At 40.0% G+C, this 24,287-nt stretch carries 18 protein-coding genes and 1 pseudogene; 6 read left to right on the top strand and 13 right to left on the bottom strand.

Features of this window, described 5'->3' with window-relative positions; translation table 11 throughout:
* Positions 1-141 precede the first annotated feature (141 nt).
* Positions 142-1,224 (bottom strand): ATP-dependent 6-phosphofructokinase, encoded by a 1,083-nt coding sequence (locus RM368_RS33365; protein ID WP_322698044.1) that lies wholly within the window; start codon positions 1,222-1,224, stop codon positions 142-144.
* A gap of 428 nt (positions 1,225-1,652) precedes the next feature.
* On the opposite strand from RM368_RS33365, the gene era reads away from it, so the two are divergent.
* Positions 1,653-2,627 (top strand): GTPase Era, encoded by a 975-nt coding sequence (gene era / locus RM368_RS33370; RefSeq protein WP_322698029.1) that lies wholly within the window; start codon positions 1,653-1,655, stop codon positions 2,625-2,627.
* A gap of 230 nt (positions 2,628-2,857) precedes the next feature.
* Positions 2,858-3,535: a response regulator transcription factor gene (locus tag RM368_RS33375; RefSeq protein ID WP_322698030.1), complete on the top strand. Its 678-nt coding sequence runs from the start codon at positions 2,858-2,860 to the stop codon at positions 3,533-3,535.
* A 218-nt stretch (positions 3,536-3,753) separates the two neighbouring features.
* Here RM368_RS33375 and RM368_RS33380 read toward each other — a convergent pair whose 3' ends face one another.
* Positions 3,754-3,918 (bottom strand): hypothetical protein, encoded by a 165-nt coding sequence (locus tag RM368_RS33380; RefSeq protein WP_322698031.1) that lies wholly within the window; start codon positions 3,916-3,918, stop codon positions 3,754-3,756.
* Positions 3,919-3,960: 42 nt separating this feature from the next.
* Between RM368_RS33380 and RM368_RS33385 the strand changes: the two genes are divergently transcribed.
* Positions 3,961-4,098, top strand: a complete 138-nt coding sequence (locus RM368_RS33385) for a hypothetical protein (RefSeq protein WP_322698032.1) — start codon at positions 3,961-3,963, stop codon at positions 4,096-4,098.
* A gap of 638 nt (positions 4,099-4,736) precedes the next feature.
* Here RM368_RS33385 and RM368_RS33390 read toward each other — a convergent pair.
* The 6 genes from RM368_RS33390 to RM368_RS33415 form a co-directional block, all read right to left on the bottom strand.
* Positions 4,737-5,477: a DUF3891 family protein gene (locus RM368_RS33390; protein WP_322698033.1), complete on the bottom strand. Its 741-nt coding sequence runs from the start codon at positions 5,475-5,477 to the stop codon at positions 4,737-4,739.
* Between the two features lie 321 nt (positions 5,478-5,798).
* On the bottom strand, positions 5,799-6,491 hold the full coding sequence (locus RM368_RS33395; protein ID WP_012410902.1) for a manganese catalase family protein: 693 nt from the start codon (positions 6,489-6,491) through the stop codon (positions 5,799-5,801).
* Positions 6,492-6,656: 165 nt separating this feature from the next.
* Entirely contained in the window at positions 6,657-6,935 is a 279-nt protein-coding gene (locus RM368_RS33400; RefSeq protein ID WP_322683864.1) for a GlsB/YeaQ/YmgE family stress response membrane protein, read from the bottom strand.
* A 583-nt stretch (positions 6,936-7,518) separates the two neighbouring features.
* Positions 7,519-8,901 (bottom strand): oxygen-independent coproporphyrinogen III oxidase, encoded by a 1,383-nt coding sequence (gene hemN, locus RM368_RS33405; RefSeq protein ID WP_322698034.1) that lies wholly within the window; start codon positions 8,899-8,901, stop codon positions 7,519-7,521.
* A gap of 203 nt (positions 8,902-9,104) precedes the next feature.
* Positions 9,105-9,821, bottom strand: a complete 717-nt coding sequence (locus tag RM368_RS33410) for a heme oxygenase (biliverdin-producing) (RefSeq protein WP_322698035.1) — start codon at positions 9,819-9,821, stop codon at positions 9,105-9,107.
* A 517-nt stretch (positions 9,822-10,338) separates the two neighbouring features.
* The gene (locus RM368_RS33415; protein WP_322698036.1) at positions 10,339-12,594 is read right to left on the bottom strand and encodes an FdhF/YdeP family oxidoreductase; all 2,256 of its coding nucleotides are present in this window, start codon (positions 12,592-12,594) and stop codon (positions 10,339-10,341) included.
* Positions 12,595-13,013: 419 nt separating this feature from the next.
* Between RM368_RS33415 and RM368_RS33420 the strand changes: the two genes are divergently transcribed.
* The 3 genes from RM368_RS33420 to RM368_RS33430 all read left to right on the top strand — a co-directional run bounded on the left by RM368_RS33420 (position 13,014) and on the right by RM368_RS33430 (position 16,674).
* On the top strand, positions 13,014-15,251 hold the full coding sequence (locus tag RM368_RS33420; RefSeq protein ID WP_322698037.1) for a DUF1796 family putative cysteine peptidase: 2,238 nt from the start codon (positions 13,014-13,016) through the stop codon (positions 15,249-15,251).
* A 143-nt stretch (positions 15,252-15,394) separates the two neighbouring features.
* Positions 15,395-15,619, top strand: a complete 225-nt coding sequence (locus RM368_RS33425; protein ID WP_322698038.1) for a helix-turn-helix domain-containing protein — start codon at positions 15,395-15,397, stop codon at positions 15,617-15,619.
* Positions 15,620-15,687: 68 nt separating this feature from the next.
* Positions 15,688-16,674: a site-specific DNA-methyltransferase gene (locus RM368_RS33430; RefSeq protein WP_322698039.1), complete on the top strand. Its 987-nt coding sequence runs from the start codon at positions 15,688-15,690 to the stop codon at positions 16,672-16,674.
* Positions 16,675-16,692: 18 nt separating this feature from the next.
* Here the strand turns inward: RM368_RS33430 and RM368_RS33435 are convergent, their stop codons facing one another.
* The 5 genes and pseudogenes from RM368_RS33435 to RM368_RS33455 all read right to left on the bottom strand — a co-directional run bounded on the left by RM368_RS33435 (position 16,693) and on the right by RM368_RS33455 (position 23,900).
* Positions 16,693-17,286, bottom strand: a complete 594-nt coding sequence (locus RM368_RS33435; RefSeq protein ID WP_322698040.1) for a restriction endonuclease — start codon at positions 17,284-17,286, stop codon at positions 16,693-16,695.
* Positions 17,287-17,452: 166 nt separating this feature from the next.
* Positions 17,453-18,930, bottom strand: a pseudogene (locus tag RM368_RS33440) (amidase).
* A gap of 72 nt (positions 18,931-19,002) precedes the next feature.
* Positions 19,003-20,490 (bottom strand): acyl-CoA synthetase, encoded by a 1,488-nt coding sequence (locus tag RM368_RS33445; protein ID WP_322698041.1) that lies wholly within the window; start codon positions 20,488-20,490, stop codon positions 19,003-19,005.
* Positions 20,491-20,638: 148 nt separating this feature from the next.
* On the bottom strand, positions 20,639-21,619 hold the full coding sequence (locus tag RM368_RS33450) for a magnesium transporter CorA family protein (RefSeq protein ID WP_322698042.1): 981 nt from the start codon (positions 21,617-21,619) through the stop codon (positions 20,639-20,641).
* Between the two features lie 220 nt (positions 21,620-21,839).
* The gene (locus RM368_RS33455) at positions 21,840-23,900 is read right to left on the bottom strand and encodes a tetratricopeptide repeat protein (protein WP_322698043.1); all 2,061 of its coding nucleotides are present in this window, start codon (positions 23,898-23,900) and stop codon (positions 21,840-21,842) included.
* Between the last annotated feature and the right edge of the window lie 387 nt (positions 23,901-24,287).

The following is a 24,287-nucleotide window of genomic DNA, read 5'->3' on the forward strand; positions in this document are numbered from 1 at the left end:
ATTTGTCATTTGTCATTTGTCATTTGTCATTTGTCATTTGTCATTTGTCATTGGTCATTTTTCATTTGTCATTGGTCATTGGGAGTTTAGAGTTGTTTAACTCTTCACTCCTCACTCCTCACTCTTGACTCAGCACTGAATTCAGTCTCCCAAGTAAATACTCATACCACGAGCGGTTTTAACTAAAGTACCATTGGGATCGACAGCGCTATATTGAGCGATCGCTTCTGTAATTGGTACACTTAATACTTGGCGATTTTGCCATGTCACCATGCGATCGTATTTACCCTCTGCAATCAGATTAACTGCTGCTACGCCAAAGGCTGTTGCAACTAATCTATCCAGTGGTGAAGCAGTCCCACCCCGTTGAATGTGTCCTAAAACTGTGACTCGCGTTTCTACACCAATGTGCTGAATAATTTCATCGGCTAAATATTCGCCAATTCCCCCGTATCGAGATTGACCTAAGCGATTGGTAATTGTCACATTTTCGCCGCCTTGGGTACGAACGGCTTCAGAAACAATAATCAAACAATAGTTTTTGCCTTTTTCTTGGCGTTCTTTGATTTTGTGGCAAATGTGTTCAACTGTATAAGGTATTTCGGGAATTAAAATTACATTCGCTCCCCCCGCAATTCCCGCAGCTATGGCTATGTGTCCAGCATCACGACCCATTACTTCCAAAATCATGACTCGGCTATGACTTGCAGCGGTAAAATGCAACCTATCTAATGCTTCCGTGGCAATATTTACTGCTGTATCAAAACCGATGGCGTGTTCGGTAACGCCAATATCGTTATCAATGGTTTTGGGAATACCTACTAGATTAATGCCTCCTTGTTGGGCAAGGCGACGCAAAATTGCCAAGCTACCATCGCCGCCGATACCAATCAAAGCGTCTAAACCTAGTTCATGATAGCCTGCAATAATTTCTTCGGAGCGATCGCATAAACTTCCATCCGCCATTGGAAAGGCAAAAGGGTCGCCTTTATTGGTTGTCCCCAACATTGTGCCACCCGCAGTTAACAATGAGTCAACTCGATCGACTTCCAGCTTGGTGAATTGTGGCGGACGCGCCATTAATCCTAGAGTCGCTTGACGAATTCCCAAAACCTCCCAGCCATAAGTATTGACAGCACAATTTACTACAGCCCTAATCACAGCATTTAAACCAGAACAATCACCTCCACTCGTCAAAATTCCTATGCGTTTGGGTTCTCCCACATTTTTTGTTGACATTTTGATCCAAATGTATATGTTAAGCAGTCGATGAAAATTAAGCCAAAGTTAGCAGCAGATTAAACTTAAGCAAAAGTCCTCCCTGTTAATGCCAAAGTAATTTTATGTTTCTTTTGGATCTAAAAACAAAACAAAGTCTAAAAATTCCGCAACTCTTGAGCCAGAAGTCATAATTTATGTAGGTTTGGTATGATTGCCGATGAAATGAGGTAAACTTGGAGTTTATTTTTTTAAAATTCTGACTACTAAATTCTGAATCCTGAATACTACAACTAAGGCGATCTCAGATGTAAAATATAAGTGTAGAGCCAGTAGTAGATTAAACCTCGGCAAAAGCAATCCCTAAAAATGCCAGGGTAATTTTATGCCTATTTTGTGTCTAAGAAAAAACCAAGTTATCCCAGCTATCAAATATGAGGGTGGAGCTAAAGGTGACTAGTATTGAAAATTACAACTTCTCTTTTCCAGGAGAAGTAACAATCCCCCAGGCTCCTCCTGAGTTTAAATCAGGTTTTATCGGCATTGTTGGTCGTCCAAATGTCGGTAAATCTACTTTGATGAATCAGTTAGTAGGACAAAAAATTGCCATTACATCACCAGTAGCACAAACTACACGTAACCGTTTGCGCGGTGTATTAACTACACCAGAAGCGCAGTTAATATTTGTAGATACGCCAGGAATTCATAAGCCCCATCATCAATTGGGCGAAGTCTTGGTGCAAAATGCCAAAATTGCCATTGAATCGGTAGATGTAGTGTTATTTGTGGTAGATGGTTCTGTGGCTTGTGGATCGGGCGATCGCTACATTGCCGATTTGCTTAGTCGCAGCAAAACACCAGTAATTCTGGGTATGAACAAAACCGACCAACAACCGACTGATTCGCAGTTTCTAGATGATAGTTACGCCCAAATGGCCCAATCCCATGAATGGGAAATCGTGAAATTTTCTGCCAAAACTAGTAGCGGATTACCGCAACTTCAAGAATTATTAATTAAACATTTAGAAATTGGGCCATTATATTATCCTCCAGACTTGGTAACTGACCAGCCAGAACGCTTTATTATGGGTGAATTGATCCGAGAACAAATTTTATTATTGACTCGTGAAGAAGTACCCCATTCAGTAGCGATCGCCATTGACCTAGTAGAAGAAACTCCCAGCATTACCCGCGTACTTGCTACTATCAACGTCGAGCGTGATTCCCAAAAGGGTATACTCATCGGTAAAGGTGGAGCGATGCTCAAAGCAATTGGTAGTGAAGCCCGCGAACAAATTCAAAAATTAATCGCTGGCAAAGTTTATCTAGAATTGTTTGTGAAAGTCCAGCCAAAATGGCGACAGTCGCGGATTAGTTTAGCAGAGTTAGGCTATCGCGTGGAAGAATAATAATTGGTCATTAGTCATTAGTCATTGGTCATTGGTCATTGGTCACTTGTACTGAGCGACTTGTACCGAGCAAAGTCGAGGTAAGCCGTTGACGCAGCCTCTCCAAGAGTTGTATTGTCATTGGTTATTGGCAGGTGAAAAAAGCAAAAAACAAAAGCCAAAAAACTAATAACTAATGACAAATGACAAATGACAAAGGACAAATGACAAATGACAAATAATTAATAAAAATGTCTTTAGAAACTCGCTATCCCTTAAATTTACCCGTCGATGCTCCGCCCTTGCGCGTGTTAATTGTCGAAGACGATCCGATGATGCAATTGGGATTAGAGCAATCGTTAATGGCTCATCCTCAGTTGGAGATTGTTGGACAAGCTGAAGATGGTTATTTGGGAGTTCAAGCCGCACTGCAACTGAAACCTGATTTGGTGGTTATGGATATTGGGTTGCCGCGATTGGATGGCATTGCCGCGACACAGCAAATTAAGACGGCACTGCCAGCAACTCATGTAGTGATGCTGACATCTCATCAAACAGAGACAGAAATTATTGCGGCACTATCTAGCGGTGCAGATGCATATTGTATCAAAGGTGCAAGTGTGGAAAGATTGTTAAGTGCGATCGCAGCCGCAGTTGATGGTGCAGCCTATCTCGATCCCCAAATTGCGCGGCGAGTCATTGACAATCTCAAACCGCCTTCACCCACCACTAACACCGCCAACTTATCTGGGCGCGAGTTAGAAGTATTAAAGCTGATGGTAGACGGGTTGAGTAACCCAGAAATTGCCGAAAAACTCTATCTCAGTCCCAACACTATCAAAACTCACGTCCGGGGAATTATGAATAAATTAGCAGTAGACGATCGCGTGCAAGCAGCAGTTGTAGCATTGCGTTCTGGGTTGGTTTAATATCAGAAGCAATCCAAATCTTTACTACTAAATATCTGGATCGGTGTGCATAGCGATTCCTACTCTGTCTGTAACTTTCAAAATACTAAATGCCAACCTTTGGGTATATTTCTAACTATTCAAATAGTTGTAAAACTTTTAAAGTTAGCTAATTTTTTGTTCCATGCGCTCATTACTATTTCAAAACTTGAAGCTGACTATTCCTACAGCTTTAGGATTTACGATTCTGGGCTATATTCTAAGTCTACCTCTGAGTTTACTCGCCAATTCAGAAGCAGCAAGATGGCAATACCATCTGCAATCCAGAACAAGATATATTGAAACCCAAAAGCTTGATGAGCTTGGAAGTTTTCAAGCGCGGGTAGCACTTGGAGGGACAGCACTGGGAATCTTAGTAGCTCAAACAACTTTTATTGTGTATATATTTGGACTTAGCAATCGTAGCACTAAGCAGTAATATCTTTGACGAGATATATGTAAACACAGCCTTTAGACCACCTGATGCAGTTGTATCTTATGGCGATCGCCACACCTTTGGCTTTCAAGTTGGCACACATTTCTAACCCCATTTACAAGTAGAGGCGTACATATATATGTATATATGTACGCCTCTAGAGCCAATTTATTTGTTGACAATTTTCTTGAAAAATAGTCTACCTCAATGCATTTTAGTTAAAAGAGTTTGAGAATTGATTAGGGTCTATATTAGCAGGAAATAAAAAAATTTCCTTGCCTTCTAAACTTGCCTTGTGGTGAAGCAAAATTGCCTTTTCCAAAGAACAATATTTAATTGGAACCCATCTGTCGCTATAATAGTAGACAGTTACTCGGCTCATTGCATACTCTTTCAACAGCAGTGGAAGAGACCAGGACGAGTCCACAGTTTGAACCTTACCTGTTGAGTCCATGCTTTGAACCTCAGTTATTAAGTATATTTACTTTCACTGATGGGAATGATGTAGAGGAACTATCATAAGTAATAACAATCTGTTTTAAAACTACATCTTTAGATAAAGGTTAAAATAATTAAAACTGCTCTCGCCCCCTTAGCACTAAATGCGATCGCTACTTCTGGTATCTCATTAGCAGTCGTTACTCAGATTCCATTGTAAGAATAAGTAGGGATTTGATAGAAGAGTGCGATCGCATAACCTAGTTTTTTACAGCTATTTTCAGCAAAATAGCTGTAAGTTGTATGCATCTAACTCTTAACAAATTTCCACTCTAGTACTTTGATCGGGGCTTGTTGTAGCGCTTGAGTTAATTTGCTGCTGCTCTCAAATTTCACCTCAGAGAGGTCACAGGCTTCGACGTTGACCGTGAATTTATCGTTTTGGAAGGGCCAGGGTTTGACAACAACCAAGTTATCACTGCGCTGCATAATGTCATAGCGCTCACCTTCAGGGCCCTTGCTAATTTCTAAAAACCGCTCATCTTCAGGTAGTTCCTGCTGACAAAGAATAAGCGAAAGGCGATCGCACCATTGCATAAATGCATAGGCTGCATCAACTTCCTCCTTTTTGATGCCCAATTCTTTGCGCCAACGTTGCTGATTTTGAAGTTGCTCGTCTAAAAGTTTGTCTAATTTTGAAGACTGACCCCGGCTTGATTCATTTAAACGGCTGATGTGCATGGAAATTAATAGAGCTACCCATCGTCCACGGTAAAGGGCATTCTTTGCTAAATTAGCCAATTTATCGACACCTGCATTTAAATCGGCATTTGTGGAAAGCATGAAGTCCTTTGGCGCACCCGCTTCAGTTAGAATATCTTCTTCCCACTCTTTTTCTAGATCGTCGTGATGAGAAATTGCAGCTATTGTTTCATATAATCTTACTGGAGCATCTTTACGTTGCCATTGTCCAGCCAGTTGAGCTGCTAATAAAGCATGGGCACGATGATAAATGACTTCCCAACCATTTGATGTAGCGTTGACAATCACGAGTTCATCTCCGGATTTTTAGTTGAATTAATTTCTCAAGTCAGAAATATTGAGGTAGAAATTGAAGAAGCGATCGCTAGAAATTTTTCCGTGTTTCTGAATATTTCTAGCTATAGCTATTTTCAATTGTTGTAATAGCCAAATACTCAGCGAAAATTCCCGACTTCTTAGAAGAAAAGTCGGGAATATATTTATCTGGTAGATGTAGTGAAACAGCCTAAAATTTGCTACATCAGGCGAGCAAATAACCCGCTTTACTTTCTGAGTGAGATTTTTTTAGAATCTCCCAATCATCTCTTTACTCAAAATCAAACTATGCAATTAAGAGTGGCTTTCTAACGGATTAGCAATGTATTTGAACGTTGGTTCAGAATTCCAAGGGCCACGCTCATCTTGACCATTTCCGTTTGTAGACAGGTTGTAGTAAAGAGCAACAGTTTCATCTGGCTTAATATTACCAAAGAATGGATCTGTCAACTTACCTAGCGAATCTAGAGCTTTCATAAACATCTGAGTATGAGAAATTTCTCGTGTTAACAGATGAACTAAAGTCTCTTGGGTTCCTTTATCGGTTGCCAACTTAATCAATTCTTCGTAAGTCTGACGAGCGCCAGCTTCAGCTGCGACATTAGCTCTTAAATCACGTACTACATCTCCACCCTCATTCAAGTAACTTGCAGTCCAAGCATTACCTTGGCTATCTAGAAAATGAGGTCCAATTCCTCGGACGGCAAAAAGAGTACTTTTGTAAGCCTCTGTTTGATCTACATTTTTAGTATGAGCCTCAATAAGTTTACCAACCATTTCTAAATGGCTGAATTCCTCAATTGCAATGTCTTGGAGCATGTCTTTAATGCCAGCATTTTCGACATGGAATGATTGCACCCAATATTGAAGCGCTGCGCTAAGTTCTCCAGTAGCTCCGCCAAACTGCTCTAGTAGCAACTGAGCAAAACGGGGGTTTGGTTCGCTTACGTTAACTGCATGAATAGGCTCTTTTTTGTGGAAAAACATAGATTTACACTTCCCAAAGTTATGATGTTTCAGAATGAATTGATTTATCTTTTAGTCTTTTTCCAGATAGAGCTAATTTGATGTTTTATAGCTTCTTCAACTGGTGAACTAAAAGATTGAAAAAGTTTAGTAGTTATCTCAGGGTTGATAACTGCCAATCAGCGATTATGCATTGCTGCTTCTTCTGATTAATCCCCACAAATAAATAGCAACGATTGCACCAAGCACAGCCACTAAAATACCGGGAAGAGTTAAACCAGCGCCAGCCGCAGTAATTTGCAGAGTTCCTGTTCTTAACAAGGTAAACAAAGTTCCACCGACGAAAGCACCAATGATACCCAAAATCATTGTGGAGAGAATTCCGCCGCCTTGAGAACCAGGATAAATAGCTTTAGCGATTGCACCTGCCAAAAGTCCTAAAACTATCCAAGCAATAATACTCATAACCGCCTCAACAATCTCACTCACTTAATATCTAAGCTATCAACTCTAATTACAAATTATTTCTACCAGATGGGGTAAATGTTAAATCCAAAAGTTATACACAATACTTATATTTCAGATTTAATGAGAATTCGCGTTTTCTATATCTTAATTTTAAATAAAAGTGTTAGCACATTTAAGTTATAAGTCATTAAAAACATCTAGTTATGGACATAATTATTATCCATAAAACTAACTTTTTATTGACTAATCAATCTCATCTCTTTTATCTCTACCTTAAGGCACAACATTTGCATCTAACTTTTTGGGGATGTATGAAAAATATTTATTCATAATCTTGTTGAGAATATTGTCATAAATAAATATAAATAATTAACTACGTTTTTTGTTGGACATTTTTTATTTAATAACTTTATTCCAATTGTCTTTTGACTGCCGAGCGCGCTTCCACTGCCCTTCATGCACCACACAAATAAGTTCAAACATAAAATCGGATTGCTATAGTCTTAATAATATCCCCTCAACTTTGATTTTTAAGGTAGATTGAGGGGATAATATGTGGTAAAGATTTGCAGAAGCGATATCAAATAGCGCGGGAGAATTTTGTCTCTCGCGTTCTTGTGTGAGTATCAAAGATGACGGCAATATTTCTTACTAGTAATCTACCAATGTCGGTAATCTGAATCTGATTTTTTGATAAACTGACTAGACCATCGGCTTCTAGTGGTTTTAACGCCTCTAGTTCTTCAGAAAAATATTCATCAAAACTGATATGATATTTGTTTTCAATATCTTGCTTATAAAGCTGAAAATGAGACATAATACTCATAATCACATCCCGTCGAATAATATCATTCTGAGTGAGTTTGATACCTTTACTAATAGGTAAACTACCTACTGCCAGTGTTTGATAATAATCCTTTAACTCCTTGTGATTTTGAGCATAAGCATCTTCTAACATACTGATGGATGTGGAACCAAAACCAAACAATTCTGTCTCGGCGTGGGTAGTATAGCCCTGAAAATTGCGTTTAAGAGTACCATTACGTTGAGCGATCGCTAGTTCATCATTAGTTTTAGCGAAATGATCCATTCCAATAAATAGATATTGGTTATTTGTCAATTCTTCAATGGTCATTTTCAGAATCTCTAACTTTTCCTGTGCTGGCGGTAGCGCTTCTTGAGGAATATTTTTTTGCGTCGGTTTGAGCCAAGGCACATAAGCAAAGTTAAAGACAACAATTCGATCGGGATCTAATTGAATCGTTTTTTTCAGCGTTTCTTGAAATGTCTCACGTGTTTGATAAGGTAAACCATAAATTAAGTCTACATTCACACTTTCAAACTTAGCTTCTTTGATCCAACTCATGACATCAAAGAGCATTTCTTCAGGCTGGATACGATTGACAGCTACTTGAACTTGGCGATTAAAATCCTGAATGCCAAAACTAATACGGTTAAATCCAATCTTTCTCAGAAAGAAAATATAGTTTTTATCGATATAGCGGGGATTAATCTCAATTGAGATTTCTGCTTGGGGATCGATGTTGAAATAGCGATTGATATTTTTCCATAAAAATTCTATTTGGTGACGCTCCAAATAATTAGGAGTACCACCTCCCCAGTGGATTTGCAGCACTTTTCTATCGGAATCGATTAAAGCTGCGGTGTTTTTAATGTCTTCAACCAAAGACTCGACATAGGGTTTAGCAATATTCTTGTTGTTGGAAATTACTGTATTACAGCCGCAGAAGTAGCAAGCACTTTGGCAAAAAGGGATATGGAAATACAAACTCATAGGAGTTTTGCGTTGATTCGAGGCGGCGATCGCGGCCTTAAAATCAGTTTCAGTGAATGTTTCGCTTAACTCTGTAGCGGGCGGGTAACTAGTATATCTAGGTGCGCGAGTGTCGTACTTTTGAATCAGATCCAGATCGAACTTAACACCAGGTAATAGAAAAACCATTGAGTTGCTTTCCAATGAATGAAGGGAGTAATTAATAGGGGGCAGGGGGCAGGGGAGCAGAGGAGCAGAGGAGCAGGGGAGGCAGGGGAGGCAGGGGAGCAGGAGCAGTATACAGTAAGTTTTTTCCCTCTGCCTCTTGTCCCCAATGACAAATGACAAAGGACAAATGACAAATGACAAAGGACAAATGACAAATGACAAAATTAATTAGCCGCAGCTATTTCAGTGCTACCTGAATTTTGAGAACGAGTGAGGCTATTAAAAAGAACTTGACCGAGTGCTTTAATTAAACTTCCCTCTAACTCTTGAGCCATCTTTAAATTGAACCCAAAGGCATTATTAGCTTCTGCAACAATCCGTTCTGCTGTTATATCATCAACGGGTAATGCATTTAATGCCTGACGATACTTATCCTTAAATGCCTTTTTGTCAGGAATTTGCTCAAAGTTGTAAAAGGATGTGCCTTCATAGCCAGAAAGCTTTAGGGCTGACTGAGCAACTTTTTGTAGCATTTGACCCCCAGAAAGATCGCCCATGTAGCGAGTGTAGGCATGACCTAGCAATAAGGCTGGTTCACTAGCAGAAATTTCCCGAATGCGGTCAATGTAGCTCTGGGCAGCAGGTGAGGCTGTAACTTGCTCTCTCCAATTATCCCCATAATAGAATACCATGTCTTTTTCAAGTGAGGATTGGCGATTAAGTTCCAGAAAGTAAACCGCACTAATCACAGGATGCTCTCTATGGCTCTCTAATGCCGCTTCTAGTTCACTGTAGACGTAATACAAGTTGCTTAAAAATTTCGCGAAGCAGTCTCTATCCACAACTCCTTGCAAAAAACATTTCATGAATGCCACATTTTCCGCTGAAGTGTGGGCTTGTTGAGTTCCAGAGCGCAGTTTGATGGCTAGATTACTACTCATTGTTACTCCCTTCATGTTCAAACGCAAGGTTTCTGGGCAGTCACCGACTCAGGATGCCTGCCAGTGCCAGCTAAAAAATTGTGATTCTAGGTTGAGAAAGGATTTGCATCACTCTATCTGGCAAATACAACTGCCGATGCAAATCCCAGGTATTTTTATTTCTCCTAAGATTATTTAACTCTTAACTTATATATAACTATTAAGATATTAATATTTATTTATGTTTTATAGGACTCATATTTGACTTCTGAAAAAACTCAGTACACCTTTATTCCTATCTTCCCAGTCCCCAGTCCCTAGTCCCCGATCTTTACGAGTAAACAGGAATCAAATAGGATTGCTATATAATGCTTGCATTCAGGCACATCCCAGTTGAGTAGTAACAAAACTGATTTTGGAATAGGCATTTAAACTCTTCTGAAACAACGGGTAATAAGTTTATTTCTCACAATTTACTCTCAATAATTTAACTGATGTCTACAAACAACAAAAATTCAAAGCCTGGATTCGCCTGTTCTTAAAGAAATCGAGAACCTATAATACAAACTGGAACTCTTTTATAAGCAGGTGTACCACTTTGCGGATCAATTTTTGCTTTAAATAAAACATTAGCTTCCGGATAAAACATAAAAGCTACACCTTCAAGAATCGCCCCACAAATAATTTCAATATTGTCTAATTCTTCTTTATCTCCTTTCACTATTACTCGCTGGTGCTCCTGGAATCCAGCTTTTTTTACATCTAAAGAGTTCATTAAAATACAGTGACGATGAGGCATACCTCGATATTTATCTTCACTGCGATAAACTACAGTATTATGTTGACCATAGCTGCGTCCTGTTCCTAAAATTACCACAATTCCTGGCTGATTTTCTGCTACACCAAACGCTGCTTTAGTTGGTACTGATAATTGCGGTAAAGGTGTGACAAACATCTGTGCTTTACCATCAGGTGTGGGAAATTTCGGTTCATCCAAAATCCGCCCTTCAATGATAAACTCCTGCTTGCTTTGGTCAATTGTGCCAATCTTCTCATAGCCAGGAATAGTTTTAGCAATTAATTCTCTAACATAAGTTGTATCTTGCAGCTTACGCCAATTTATCGGTGTTTCACTATGTAAACGATGAGCAATTTCTGTAATTAATTCTATTTCTGAAATTAGCTCGGCATTAGGCGCTTTTAAATGACTTTTACCTTCATCATTTAACCGCACAAAATTATTACCCGATTCAGTTGTTGTTTTATGAGGATTTTCAAAACGATTGAATACAGGTAAGATTAAAGTTTGCTGTTTTGCTAATCCGTGAAAATGTCCTAAGTTTGGTTTAGTAGCTATATAAAATATGGTTTCTATTTGCGATAATGCCTGTTTTACTTGCTGTAAGTCTGGGTTAGCTGCATACAAATTTCCTCCTAAACAAAACAGTGTATCTATCTTTCCTAATTCTGCTGCTGCGATCAAGTCACGGGTATGATAGCCAGGAGTTTCATTTAGAGTTTTTCCTAATAATTGAGATAGTGCTTGTTTGATTTCTTCTCGCAAGTTTACAGTAACACCCATCGAACCAAAACCTTGCACATTGGAATGTCCTCGAATGGGCATTGTCCCAGCACCAATTTTACCAGCGTTACCTGTAATTAAGGCTGTATTAGCAATACTCAAAATATTATCCACGCCGTTAGAGTGTTGAGTTATACCCATTGCCCAGGCAAAAACTACACGCGTTGATTTACCAATTATATAAGCTGTTGCTGTGATTTCTTCTTGGGATAAGCCACAGGTGCTAGTGATGTTATCCCACGATATATTATTAGCATAATCTACAACTTGTTGCCAATTTTGTGTATAAGCTTTCAGATATTCTATTTTAATTAAATTTTGTTCAATCAGAGATTTTTGTAAACCTACAAATAATGCAGCATCACTTCCAGGAATTGGTTGTAAATATAAAGAAGAGATATCTGAACCCCCTGTGAGTAAAGATTTGATCGGAAATGCCGGAGACGCAAATTTAACTAATCCGATTTCAATTTGGGGATTAATAATAATTACTTTCCCGCCTCTTTCCCGCAATTCGATCAATTCATTCATCAGTCGTGGATGATTTGCAGGGGCGTTAGAACCAATTAAAACTATACAATCACTATGTTTTAGGTTTTCTAAACTCACCATCGATGTACCTGAGCCGAAAACTTTTTTTAACCCTACTGTTGAGGGTGCGTGACACAAATCTGAACAGTCTGCTAGATTATTACTACCTAGCGATCGCATTAATAATTGTAGTAAATAGGCAGCTTCATTAGATGAGCGTCCAGAACTATAACTAGCAATTCGGGCTGGTGGGAAATTAAAGGCTTGTGTAGCGATCTGGTAAACTTCTTCCCAGCTTATACGTTGATAATGGGATGAACCCGATCTGAGAATCAGAGGATAACCTAATCTACCCAAGGAATCGCATTCTTGAGAAGTCAGTTTTTGTAATTCACTAATGCTTTTTTCTCGGAAAAAATCTCGCTTAATTCCTGGTTGCAATTCCGCAGCGATCGCCTCTACACTTTTAGCACAGCGTTGTAAATATTCTCCCGCTTCATTAACAAATCCTCCTTTTTGTCCACCCGTGCCCCAAGCGCAGGATAAACATGCACTTTTATGATTGAGAGTTTGCCATAATTTTAATCCTTTTGATGAGAGAGTTTTTTCTACCCAATACTGAATCACAGGTAAACCACCCCCAGCAGGGGAGCTAGAATCGTTTTGAGGTAAGTTATCCATACTGAGCTAAATCTCAACTCGCTTAACTTATTATTGCTAAAAATTATTCGGCAAGTATTAATTTCAATTGAAACTATTTGTAACACTTACGTATAAATGCTTTTCTGGCTCTAACTATATAAAAGAGAGCGATAGAACCAATTTAACTTAATCTTATCCTTTTTTTGATTTGTTCTTAATTGTTTTAAAACTTTTAATACAATAAATTATATTTAATCAGTATAAAATTCTTCTATAAAAATCCGATTTTAGTTTTGAAAAGCTTGCCAACTATAGCTTTGGATGATGTAAATCAGAGCTTCAGTATACTTAAAAAGATTAATACCGGATTCTTAAGAGTTCTATGTGATATTCTCAAAGCAGATTTCAGGATTCAGCTGGCCGTTTGGTATTGTCCTCACTAAATCAGGATAAACTCTATGTATCGATTCCAGATCAGTGCATACACTCAAACGGGCGAATCCATTGGTCTGGTGGGTTCTAATCCAGAGTTGGGATTGTGGGATATTAGTAAATGTGTTCATCTGCGTACAAGTGGCGATCGCTATCCTTTATGGTGGACAGATGAAATTGATATTCAAGAGTCAGGCGGTCAACAGAGAGTTGAATACAAGTATGTGCTATTCGATGTCAACGGCAACGCCCAATGGGAGAGCTTACTAAATACAAACCGCTGGATTCCAATCGATTCTAAAGATCGTGCCAGCACAATTATTGTGGATGATGGCGCATTCGGTTATTTACAACCTTATCCGTTCGGATATATTGAGAAGCCTGCTGTTAAAATCCCCCTGGATAAAGAGCCTGAAGGTTTAAAAATCGTAGTCATTGGTAGTTCTGTCGCATTAGGTCATAAAGCCTGGTTTTTGAAAGGTTGGGTTTGGCTGTTGGCACAAGCTTTACAGCAAAAATATGGGCATAAACTGGTGAATGTGTCGGAGGTGGGGGCAAATGTCAGCAGAACGATCGCTCGATTCCCTTGGTTTGTCACCCCAGAAAAACCGGATATCGTCATCATTGCCTTGTCTCTGGGTAACGAAGGGTTAGCTTACAGTTCCCCTCACGAACGGCGAGCAGTACAGCGACGGTTTGAAAATGGCTTGCAGCAACTTGTGAAAATGACGCGAGACATCGGGGCAATTCCAATTCTAGGCGGAGTCTATCCCAACGGTGATTATTCTCTGGAACATTACTGGCTGCTCCGAGACACACACAAACGGATGCTAAATTGGGGCGTACCTGTATTGGATTGGTTGGCTGCTGTAGATGATGGACAAGGACGATGGAAAGCGGGGACATCCTTCGATCCGGCTCACCCGAACACAGTTGGTCATAGTCTTATGTATCAACAGATCGACCAGCAACTATTCGATATCCACAAAGACGAATTAGCAAAAGAAAAACAACGCTTCCAGCAACCGAATGAATTTCCCATCTACTTTGATAATGTGGGCTTTCATGTCTCTGTCTGTATGGAAGAGAAGCGTTTACGGATTGTTAATCGATCGCAATACAGCTACACGATCGCTCCCTACTGGCAGGAACTACAAACTGCACTGCAAAGTAAGGCTGGATTGATACCGGGTATTTACATTGCGAAGTCTGTCAAGTCGGGGACGCTCCCTTTCTTGGCTGTAGAGGATGGTGCGATCGCAACTACAATAAACATCCCCCCTGGTGCTGACTTAGAATATAGCGCCGCCTTCAATCTCTTTTCGCCGAACAACGTTTTATTCTATGACGGGCATTTGGGGATTTTGCAAGCAGACGAACGCCACCTCTGGATAATCAACGAATCAGATAACGAGTACAACATCCAGCCGATGTGGACGGAAGTTTGCAATGCCCTTAAAGCCATGCCATCGGGCGTTTATGAAGATCCCCTTTATCCCGATGCCCTCTTTCGCACCATGATGATTGGTAAGGATGGGCTAGAAAGCCGGGTGAAAGCACCACCTAAATCTGCGGTGTTTTTCCAATATAAATGTGAGTTATCGGATATCAGCCGTGTGGCAATTCTTCCCCTTGGCGATCGCTGTGCCGTCCGGATGATGTTGTATAAAATGGAGTACGATGGCCCCGCCTTTCCCTTCGATTTAACGCGCACCACTAATATTGCAGATGTTGCGGATGCGATCGAAATCGGTTTTGATGATATGTGGAACCCTACTTTTCTGCATTATAGTCCCGATGCAGGTAGAATTTACCACGGTAAATGGTCGAGTTTATCCTTTGCCCATGAAGTTGAGGAGACAGACGACCCAACGAACGATATGTCTCCCGTCTATGAACGGATGCGGGTTCGTTATACGGCACGCGCTGAAAGGTTTTGGTATGCACTGCGGCACTGCGACAAAGTGCTTTTTGTTCGCACAGGAATTGGCGATCGCGGTGGTGTGTTAGATTTAGTCAACAAGCTGGAAAAAAAATGCCAGGGGAAACCATTTCATCTCTTGCTTTTTTCTCCCCAAAGCGGTGATGAGTTTTTAGACCTTCCCAATGTGCTACACTACAATGTCGAGTTTAATCCCGATCGCATGTATGACAATTTGGGGCATTGGATGTACTGCACAGAGGTGATGCGAGGAATTCTAGAATCCCTTGGTGTGTCCAGCAAAAACCTCTTTTGGTGTCCGCCGAAAATACCGAAGGGGTGAAGAATTAGGTAGGGGCGAACCACTCAAACCCTTTAACCTACTGCTGGCTAGCGCTTTCTGGTATCTCTTTCAGAAAATTTTAGTTATTCTTGAATATGCAATATAAAAAAGATTGGCTCCGGTGATTAAAGCATTTTCATCTTATGACAGACCCCGGATCAAATGATAGCCCGGAATTACTTTCTGTAGCTCAAACTGCCAAGCTACTTGATGTAACTCGTCAGCGAATTCACGACCTAATTAAGAACGGTCAGATTATAGCTCACAAACTTGGGCGTTACTATTATATAGAAGTTACTGAGGTACAAAGGTATAAGAATCAACCTACTGGAAAACCCTATCAGCCACGCAGTACAAACTCTCAATAAAACTCTATTGACTATTGACAATAGAGTTTCTATACTCAAGCTATACTAATGTACTAAAGGTTAAGTCAATGCTCCCGTTTCAAGCGATCGCACCTGACGTTGCAACTCAACAAGGACTGCAACAGGTTTACATTAGTGAGCATGGCATACTCTACCAAGGAGACTGCCTTAAACTTCTATCAGCTTTGCCTAATGAGTCAGTGGATCTGGTATTTGCCGACCCACCTTTTAATCTTGGTAAAGAATATGGCGAAGGTATAAGCGATCGGATGGAGGCAGATCGGTATTTAAGCTGGTCGTACCAGTGGCTTGATGAAAGCATTCGCATACTTAAACCAGGTAGCAGCTTATTTATTTTCAACCTGCCCAAATGGTGTATGGAGTACGGCGCATACCTCAATCGTAAAGGAATGTGGTTTCGGCATTGGATTGCTTGCAGAATGCCAAAGGCTTTTCCTAGAGGTAAAAAAATGTCTCCGGCTCACTACGGACTGATCTATTATACAAAAGGGGAGCCAGCCGTTTTCAACAAAATCTACACACCGATTCAACTCTGTCGGCACTGTGGCAAAGAGATTCGTGATTATGGTGGGCATAGAAAAAGCCTCAATGAAAAAGGCATCAACTTAATGGATGTCTGGGATATGCCAGAAGATGTTTGGGAAGATGCCCCTGAAGCTTCCACTACTGAAATTTTATGGACGTTAACTGAGGAGATGTGGACTGATATTCCACCCGTTCGCCATCGTCGGCACAAAAAACGAGTTCCTAATGAACTGGCTCCCATTATGCTGGAGCGGATTATCGCAATGGCATCCGATCCAGGGCAGATTGTGGTCGATCCTTTTGGGGGTTCTGGTACTACATTTTATGCAGCAGAAAAACTACACCGTTATTGGATTGGTTCAGAAATTGGAGATACAGAGCCAGCAGTAGAACGCTTGACTGACTTGGCTAATGGAATTGTAGAGCAATGGGAATCGGCAAGGGGAAGCAAGAAATTGAAACAAGGCAAAACAACTGCATTACAACTGCCCATTCCTTACTCTACATAGCTATTCATGCAGGAAAATTTAGACTAATGCACGACCATCTGTTCCTTTGGTAATCTTTGGTACATTGTTATCTAAGAGATCGTGTTCAATCACGAAGATTGCAAGAAAACCTTCTTCAATGCGAATTGCCCGCCAAACATCAAAGTATGGCTCTAGCTCTTCATAATTGCCAATCCGATCGGTTAGATAAGGGTAGAGTTTTCTACTAGGGAGTACCAAGACAGCGCCTAAAAAGACACTCCGTAGTAATCCAAGACTTAGTTTATTCATTGCTCGATGGCTTGAAGAGATATTGCCCGTTTCCCACTCAAGGGCAAAAAGATAGTTGTCAACGATCTTTGTTGCATCTACCTTTCCTGGCGATCGAGTTGCATAATTAATTGAAGTTTCGAGACTCCATCCAAATTTATCTCTCAATGCAATCATGCAAGCATCTTTAATTGGCTTAACACCATTACCGTGCTTTGTTGGATTAATTGTAAAACTGGATGCACCAGGAGGATGAACGATTAAAGAGATAGCATCACGAATTTCAGCTCGAATGATATACCAATCGTTTGATTCTTCAAAATTCCCAATACTGATCAGAGAAACTTCTTGAACAATTTTCATACTAACTACTTATATCATGTCCCAACTTAACTTCAAAAATGCTCGTAGTCAGGACTGAAGTCCTCTTAAAATTCGCGTAGCGTCTGTAGAGAGGACTAAACTCCCCTCACAGGATGTCCCAAAAGGATAAGAAACCAGTAAGTTGAAGTTTAATTGCTGCCATTCCTCAATAGCCTAATGGATGGCGGAAATCACCAACTGCTTTGTCAAGTTCTTGAGCGATCGCTAACAACTCCATCTCACGCCATCGTTTGCCAACAATTTGGATTCCAATCGGTAAGCCATTATGAGTTTGCCCAATGGGAATCACCACCGCCGGATGACCACTGAGATTAAATGGCATAGGTAAGCTCCGTTTGCCACTGCATGAGGATAGGATTTGCCCTCAATATCAATGGCGCTCCAAGCCGGACAATGGGTAAATGCAGGAGTTGCTGTCACAGGAGTGAGCCATACATCCCACGGTTCTAAGGCTTCATCCATTTGGGCAATGAAGCGATCGCGCTCGGTGAGTGTCTCGAAATATCCTTTTAAGCTGGGATTCAAAATTTCTGGCAAAAAGCTGCTGAAATTCCCCAATTTTCGCAATTTTTTGTCGCCTTGAGTTGCTGTGCGAAAAAGTAATTCTAAGCTGCGTAGCATATTATAGCGATCCTTGGGTTGGGCGTAGTTGTTGATATATGCTTCCATCCGCCCGCAGAGGTTCCACACTGTCGATAAATCAAAGTCTTTGGGAAGCCAGCGTTCAATATGAGTACCTGCTTGAGCGAGTTTTTGCACGACTGTTTGTATTGCACCTCGAATTTGGGCAGCAACGGGAACCTCTACCCATTCATCAATCCAAGCAATTTTAAGATCCTGCAAAGACTTGCCTGATGGAGTATCAAGGGGAATCGGTGGCACATCTGGGCGACGCATATCTGCACCAGCGATCAGCGAGAAACAAAGGCGAATATCTTCGAGCGATCGCCCAAAACAGCCAATAGTCAACATTTGTCGCAAGCATAGCGGCATTCCCGGTACTTCAGGGATACTTCCGGCGGTGGAAATACGGCGATCTGTTGGCTTTAAGCCATACACGCCGCAGAAAGTTGCAGGCTGGCGCACGGAACCTGCAATATCGTTACCTATATCTAATGCTGAAAGTCCGGCTGCAACAGCAGCAGCACTACCTCCAGAACTGCCACCTGCTGTATAGTCAAGATTCCAGGGATTATTTACCCGTGGAAATAGAGAATTTGTACTTTGAAAATCACCAGCCAGTTCTGCCATGTTGGTTTTTCCCAGGATAACGGCTCCTGCTTTCCGCAACCTGGCAACAACGGTAGCATCCTGTTGAGGAATGTAGTCTTTAAGAGGAATGTAACCTGCTGTGGTAGGTAGTCCTACTGTTTCAAAGATATCTTTGATTGTAATCGGAACACCGTGCAGAGCGCCCCAGTGTTCTCCTCTAGCTAAAGCTTCATCTGCAAGCTTTGCTCTGGTACGAGCATTGTCTTCGTCTAAGGTGCAAATTGCATTCAGTTTTGAGTTGTGTTTATAAATCTGCGCCAGGTAAGCATCGAACACTTCGACAGCAGAGACTTGGCGATCGCGAATCATCTGAGCAAGTCGATGAGCGGGTAGAAAAATTAAGTCACTCATAGGTCGATTTCACTTGATTGCTCTTTTGAATCTAAAATCTAAAATCTAAAATCTAAAATTCTGTGACGATCGCTATCTGCAAAATAGCTCAACCACCGTCGGCTTAGTCACTTTCCCCATCGCGTTGCGCGGTAATTCTTCAACTATCAAAATTTGGGTTGGCACTTTATAAACCGCCAATCGCTCTTTTGCCCAATTCCTGAAAGCTTTTAATGTTAAAGGTTGTGAGCCTTGCAATACTAAGGCGGCACACACCCGTTCACCCCATTCTAAATCAGCAACCCCAACCACTGCACATTCCTGAATATCTGGATGCGATCGCAGTACTTCTTCAATTTCTAAAGCAGAAACTTTATAGCCTCCGGTTTTGATGATATCCACACTCATCCGTCCCAGAATTCGGTAGTTGCCATTCTCAATTACGGCGGTGTCTCCAGTACGGAACCAGCCATCTTGGAAAGCTTTGGCGGTTGCTTCGGGGTTTTGCCAATATTCGAGAAACACTCCAAGGCCTTTAACTTGGATTTCTCCTGGTGTTCCGGCTGGAACTAACTTTCCGTTTTCGTCTACTAATCTCACTTCAACTTGAGGTAAAGGCTTCCCCACATATCCAGATAACCGTTCACCGTGTAAAGGGTTCGATAGCGCCATACCGATTTCAGTCATACCATAGCGCTCCAGCAAAAAATGGCCGCTGATGCTCTGCCACTTTTCTAAAACTTGAACTGGTAACGCTGCCGAGCCAGAAACCATCAGGCGCATTTTAGCACAGCCTGCTGACATGATTTTTTGGCGTTCTTTTGAGGCAGTTTCCCAAGCCGCAATTAGCTTTACATAAATTGTTGGTACTGCCATAAATAAGGTTAAATCACCGTCACAAATTCGCCTCCAAACGGTTTCGGCATCAAATTTGCTCAATATATGGCATTCTGCCCCAGCCCATAAAGCACAAGTGAGTACGTTAATAATCCCATGAATATGATGTAGTGGCAGGATATGCAAAATGCGATCGCTAGATGTCCATTCCCAAGCGGTAGTTAAGCTAGTCACTTGCGCTTGAATATTTTGGTGAGTCGTAACTACACCTTTTGGTTTACCTGTTGTACCACTGGTGTAGAGAATTAAGGCGCGTCTGGCGATCTCTATTTCTGGGAGACGGCTAATGTTATTTGGAAGCGTTTCTGAGGTGAGAATAAATCGTAAATTATATTCTTGGGCGAGCGATTGCAGTATATCCTCAAAATTAGGATGAGCAATAATAATCGATGCTCCAGAATTAGTAATTACATACTCCAATTCTGGGCGTGGATGGGAAATACACAGAGGTACAGCTATGCCACCAGCTCGCCAAATTCCCCATTGAGTCGCTACATATTCAAACCCAGGCGGAATGAGAAAGGCAACTCGCTGCTCTTGTAAATCTTCTATATTTTGAAGAAGACTTGTTGCTATTTGACTAGAAGTGTGTAGCAAATCTCGATAGGTAAATGCTCCGTCCGTTGTCACGATTGCTGTTTTCTCATTATATTCTTCAGCATGAATAATCAATGGTAAATTCACGTTTTTTGCCGATTTAAGGTTGATTCAGTCTATTTATATAAAATATATATAAAATAGTAATTCTATTTGATTTGCTTTCCACTGAAAGACTCAGATCCCCGACTTATTGAAGAAGTCGGGGATCTTTTTATTCGTCACTTTATAAATACTACAACCAACGTTGTTTTTTCGCATAGGCAATACTGCCAATTACAATTAATGCCATCATACAAATCACCACAGGGTAAGCTAAAGGTTGTTCTAATTCCGGCATATTTTTGAAATTCATACCATAAAAACCAGAGATAAAAGTAATTGGTAAAAAGATGGTCGATAAGATAGTCAGCCGATTAATTCGTTCGCCTGTTTTACTAGCAATATTATCGCGTTGAATTTCCATTAATTCTGACATCCAGGCTCTTATAGCTTGATATTCTTGCCAGAGTTTATCAACATGATGAACTAATTCTTGATTGAATAGTTCTTTTACTGGCTGACCGATCCATTGGAAATCTTCATTATCCATAATCGCCATAAGTAACTTGATGCTTTGAAAATTACGGCGTCCAGAACGAGTAGATTGTCTCATTGTGGCAATTTTTTTGTACGTTGATTCATCACCAGAATTGTCTAAAACTTCATCTTCTAAATCATCAAGTTTTCTCGAAATATAGGTAAATACAGTTTCGTAGTTATTTAAAATGTCTTTAAATATAAGATAAAAAAGATAGTCAATTCCCAATTTTTGAATATCTAGAGTTCGCTTTTGGAGATTATTGGTTAAAATAGTTAAAATTTTTAGTTCAGTGATTTCAAAAGTTATGATAAAATTATTTCCAACTACAATGTTGCCACGCACAACTTCAAATTCATTATTTTTTATTTGAGAACTTAAGATTTCATAACTGTCAAATAAACAATCTTCTACGTCTTCATCAATTCCTACAGGGGAATGGTTGAAAATCATGTTAACACGAGATGGATTTAGTCCAAAGTGCTTGATAATCCTGGCTGTTCCAGTGCGATCGCGGAAGTGAACACAACGCAACCAAATATTGTGAGAACCATCAATTTTTTTCAGTACTGTATCGACATCTTTATGGGTAAATATTTCCAAATTATCTGGATAAAAAGTCAGGAGAATTAGCATATAGCAATCCTAATTGAGCCGTGAAAAAATACTGTGACTCATGGTAATTAATCAGGACTAAAGTCCTTGTTTTATAAACACTAAAGTGCTTACTACAAACCATTAAAACTAGTTTGATAAAGTACTAGTCGTAAATTTGTAAAGTAAAACACATTTAAATAGCACAATCACTCTCTAAGAGTGTTGACTGTTGATAGTCAACACTATATTGAGTGGTAGCTCAATTTTTTTCTATTTTCCCAGATTTTGGGCGACTAGTTGGCGCTGGTGCTGAATTATTTTGCAGAATTGCAATTTCTTGCCGTGCATCTTGATAACTATCTTGTTCCCCTTGCTGTCGGAATAGTTTTGCAGCTTTTTTGAAATCTGCGATCGCACCCGATTTATTTTTCTGCTTGGTGCGAATCACGCCCCGATTATAATAGGCTAAGGCGTTGTTAGGATTAATTGCGATCGCTCGTGAATAATCTTGATTTGCAGCTTTTTTATTTCCTAGTTCCAGATAAGCGTTACCACGGTTGTTGTAAGCTGCTATATTATTAGTATCTAGCTTTAGTGCTTCAGTATAATCTTGAATAGCGCCTTTATAATCTCCAAAAGAAAAGCGGTGAATACCTCTGTGAATATAAGCTGCAATAAATTTAGGATCGATCTGTAAAATAGTGTTGTAATCTTCAGTAGCTTCTACTTGATTTCCCAGATCGCTGTAAATATCACCACGATTAAGATAAGCTTCTATGTATTTGGGATTGATGTTGATTGCATCTGTGTAATCTTTAATTGCTTCATCTTTTTGTTGATTAATAGATTGAGTTAAACCCCTTTGATAAAAAGCTTTAGCATCGCTAGGATTAATTTTAATTACTTTATCAAAATCTTGGATTGCTTCGAGTCTTTGTTTGAGGCGACGGTGGAGAATACCTCGTTGCAAGTAGGCTTCGGTATACTGAGGTTTAAGAGCGATCGCTTGACTAAAATCTTCAATTGCACCTTTATTATCCTTCGATTGACCACGAGCTAATCCTCGTCCATAGTAGGCATAAGCATCTTTAGAATTTAACTTAATTGCTTGAGTATAATCTGCAATCGCTTCTTTGTATTTGCCTAATGCCGAAAAAGCAAATCCTCGGTCAAAATAGGCATTAGCATCTTGAGGATTAAGTAAAATGGCTTGGCTAGAATCTGCTTGTGCTTGCTCGTAATCTCCTAATCGATAATAAGCATCACCCCGCCGATTATAAGCTAAAGCGTTTTGCGGATCTAATTCAATAACCTGATTGAAATCTCCAACTGCTCCTTCATAGTTTCCTGACTCATATTTATTCACTCCCTCTTGGTATAATGTCTTTTGAGCATCACTCACAAGTTTTGGCGATCTCAATTGCCAAGCTGCAATACTAAGGGTAATACATCCAGCTATCCCTGCTATAACTAGTAATAATTTTTTCTGATGCTGTTTTTGTCGATTGTCATCAACATTTATTAACTTTTTCAGGTCGTCTAAAACTTCTGTTGCATACTGGTAGCGCTTCCGATAATCAAAACGCACCATTTTATTAATAATTTTCGCTAATTTTCTGTTACATTTTATATTTTTATCGCGCCAAAGTATTTCACCTGTAAGCTTATTTTTCTGACTTCGCAAATTAGATATTTCCTTTGTAGGTAAACTTTTCAGTGCTGCGATCGCAACAAGACCTAAAGCATATATATCACTGTTGTATTTGAGATTGCCGTTAATTTGTTCTATCGGCATATACTCGGAATTTTCAACAGTATTAGCGATCGCTTCATTAAAAGTACCCAAATTAACCAAAACTAATTTTTTATCTGATTCACGGCGAATAATATTTGCTGGTGTAATATTTCGATGAATTATGCCATAGCTATGTATAACTACCAAAGTTTCTAAAATCTCTAACAAAAGACTAATTACTTGGTCTTCCTTGAGAAGTTGTCCCTGGAGAATTTCGTCAGTCAAAGGATTACCAGGTATGAATTCTTGGACTAGATAAAATTGTTCATTTTCTTCAAAAGAAGCAATGAGCTTTTGAATTTTATCGTGTTCTTGTCCGAGTTTTTCTAAAGTTTCTGCCTTACTGGCAAACAAGCGGCGTAAGATTGTTAAAGCTTGAGGATTGCTATTAGGAACAGATAAATGCTTTACTATAAATTCTTGGTGATTAAGATTAACATCTTCAACTAGATAGGTTTTCTCTTTTTCCCCATCATTGAGAACTTTTAGTATTTGATAATGTCCATCTAGTAAATGACTATTCATCAATATAAAATTATAGTCTGATAAATTGTTCGATTATAGCTTACGTGTTATTATTACTGACTTTAAAATATAAATATTTATTTATTAAGCAACTTCAAATGAGAGCGATGCGCCGCCTGCTACCGCGTGTATATTGCAAAGTCTCTCTCTCAAGCTTGCTACGGTGTATACACAAGTGTGAAATAGCTAAGAAATCATGGTTTTACCCCACCCTAACCCTCCCCTTGTAAAGGGGAGGGAACAAGATTTCCGGTTTCCGCCCTTTATCAGCTACGGTGTATATACAAGTGTGAAATAGCTGAGAAATCACGGTTTTACCCCACCCTAACCCTCCCCTTATAAAGGCTTGTCATTACCAACATCTTTTAAAGTGAGGTAGGGATGTAA

The organism is Nostoc sp. DedSLP03 (assembly GCF_034530815.1).
In the GTDB taxonomy this organism is placed as follows: Bacteria; Cyanobacteriota; Cyanobacteriia; order Cyanobacteriales; family Nostocaceae; genus Nostoc.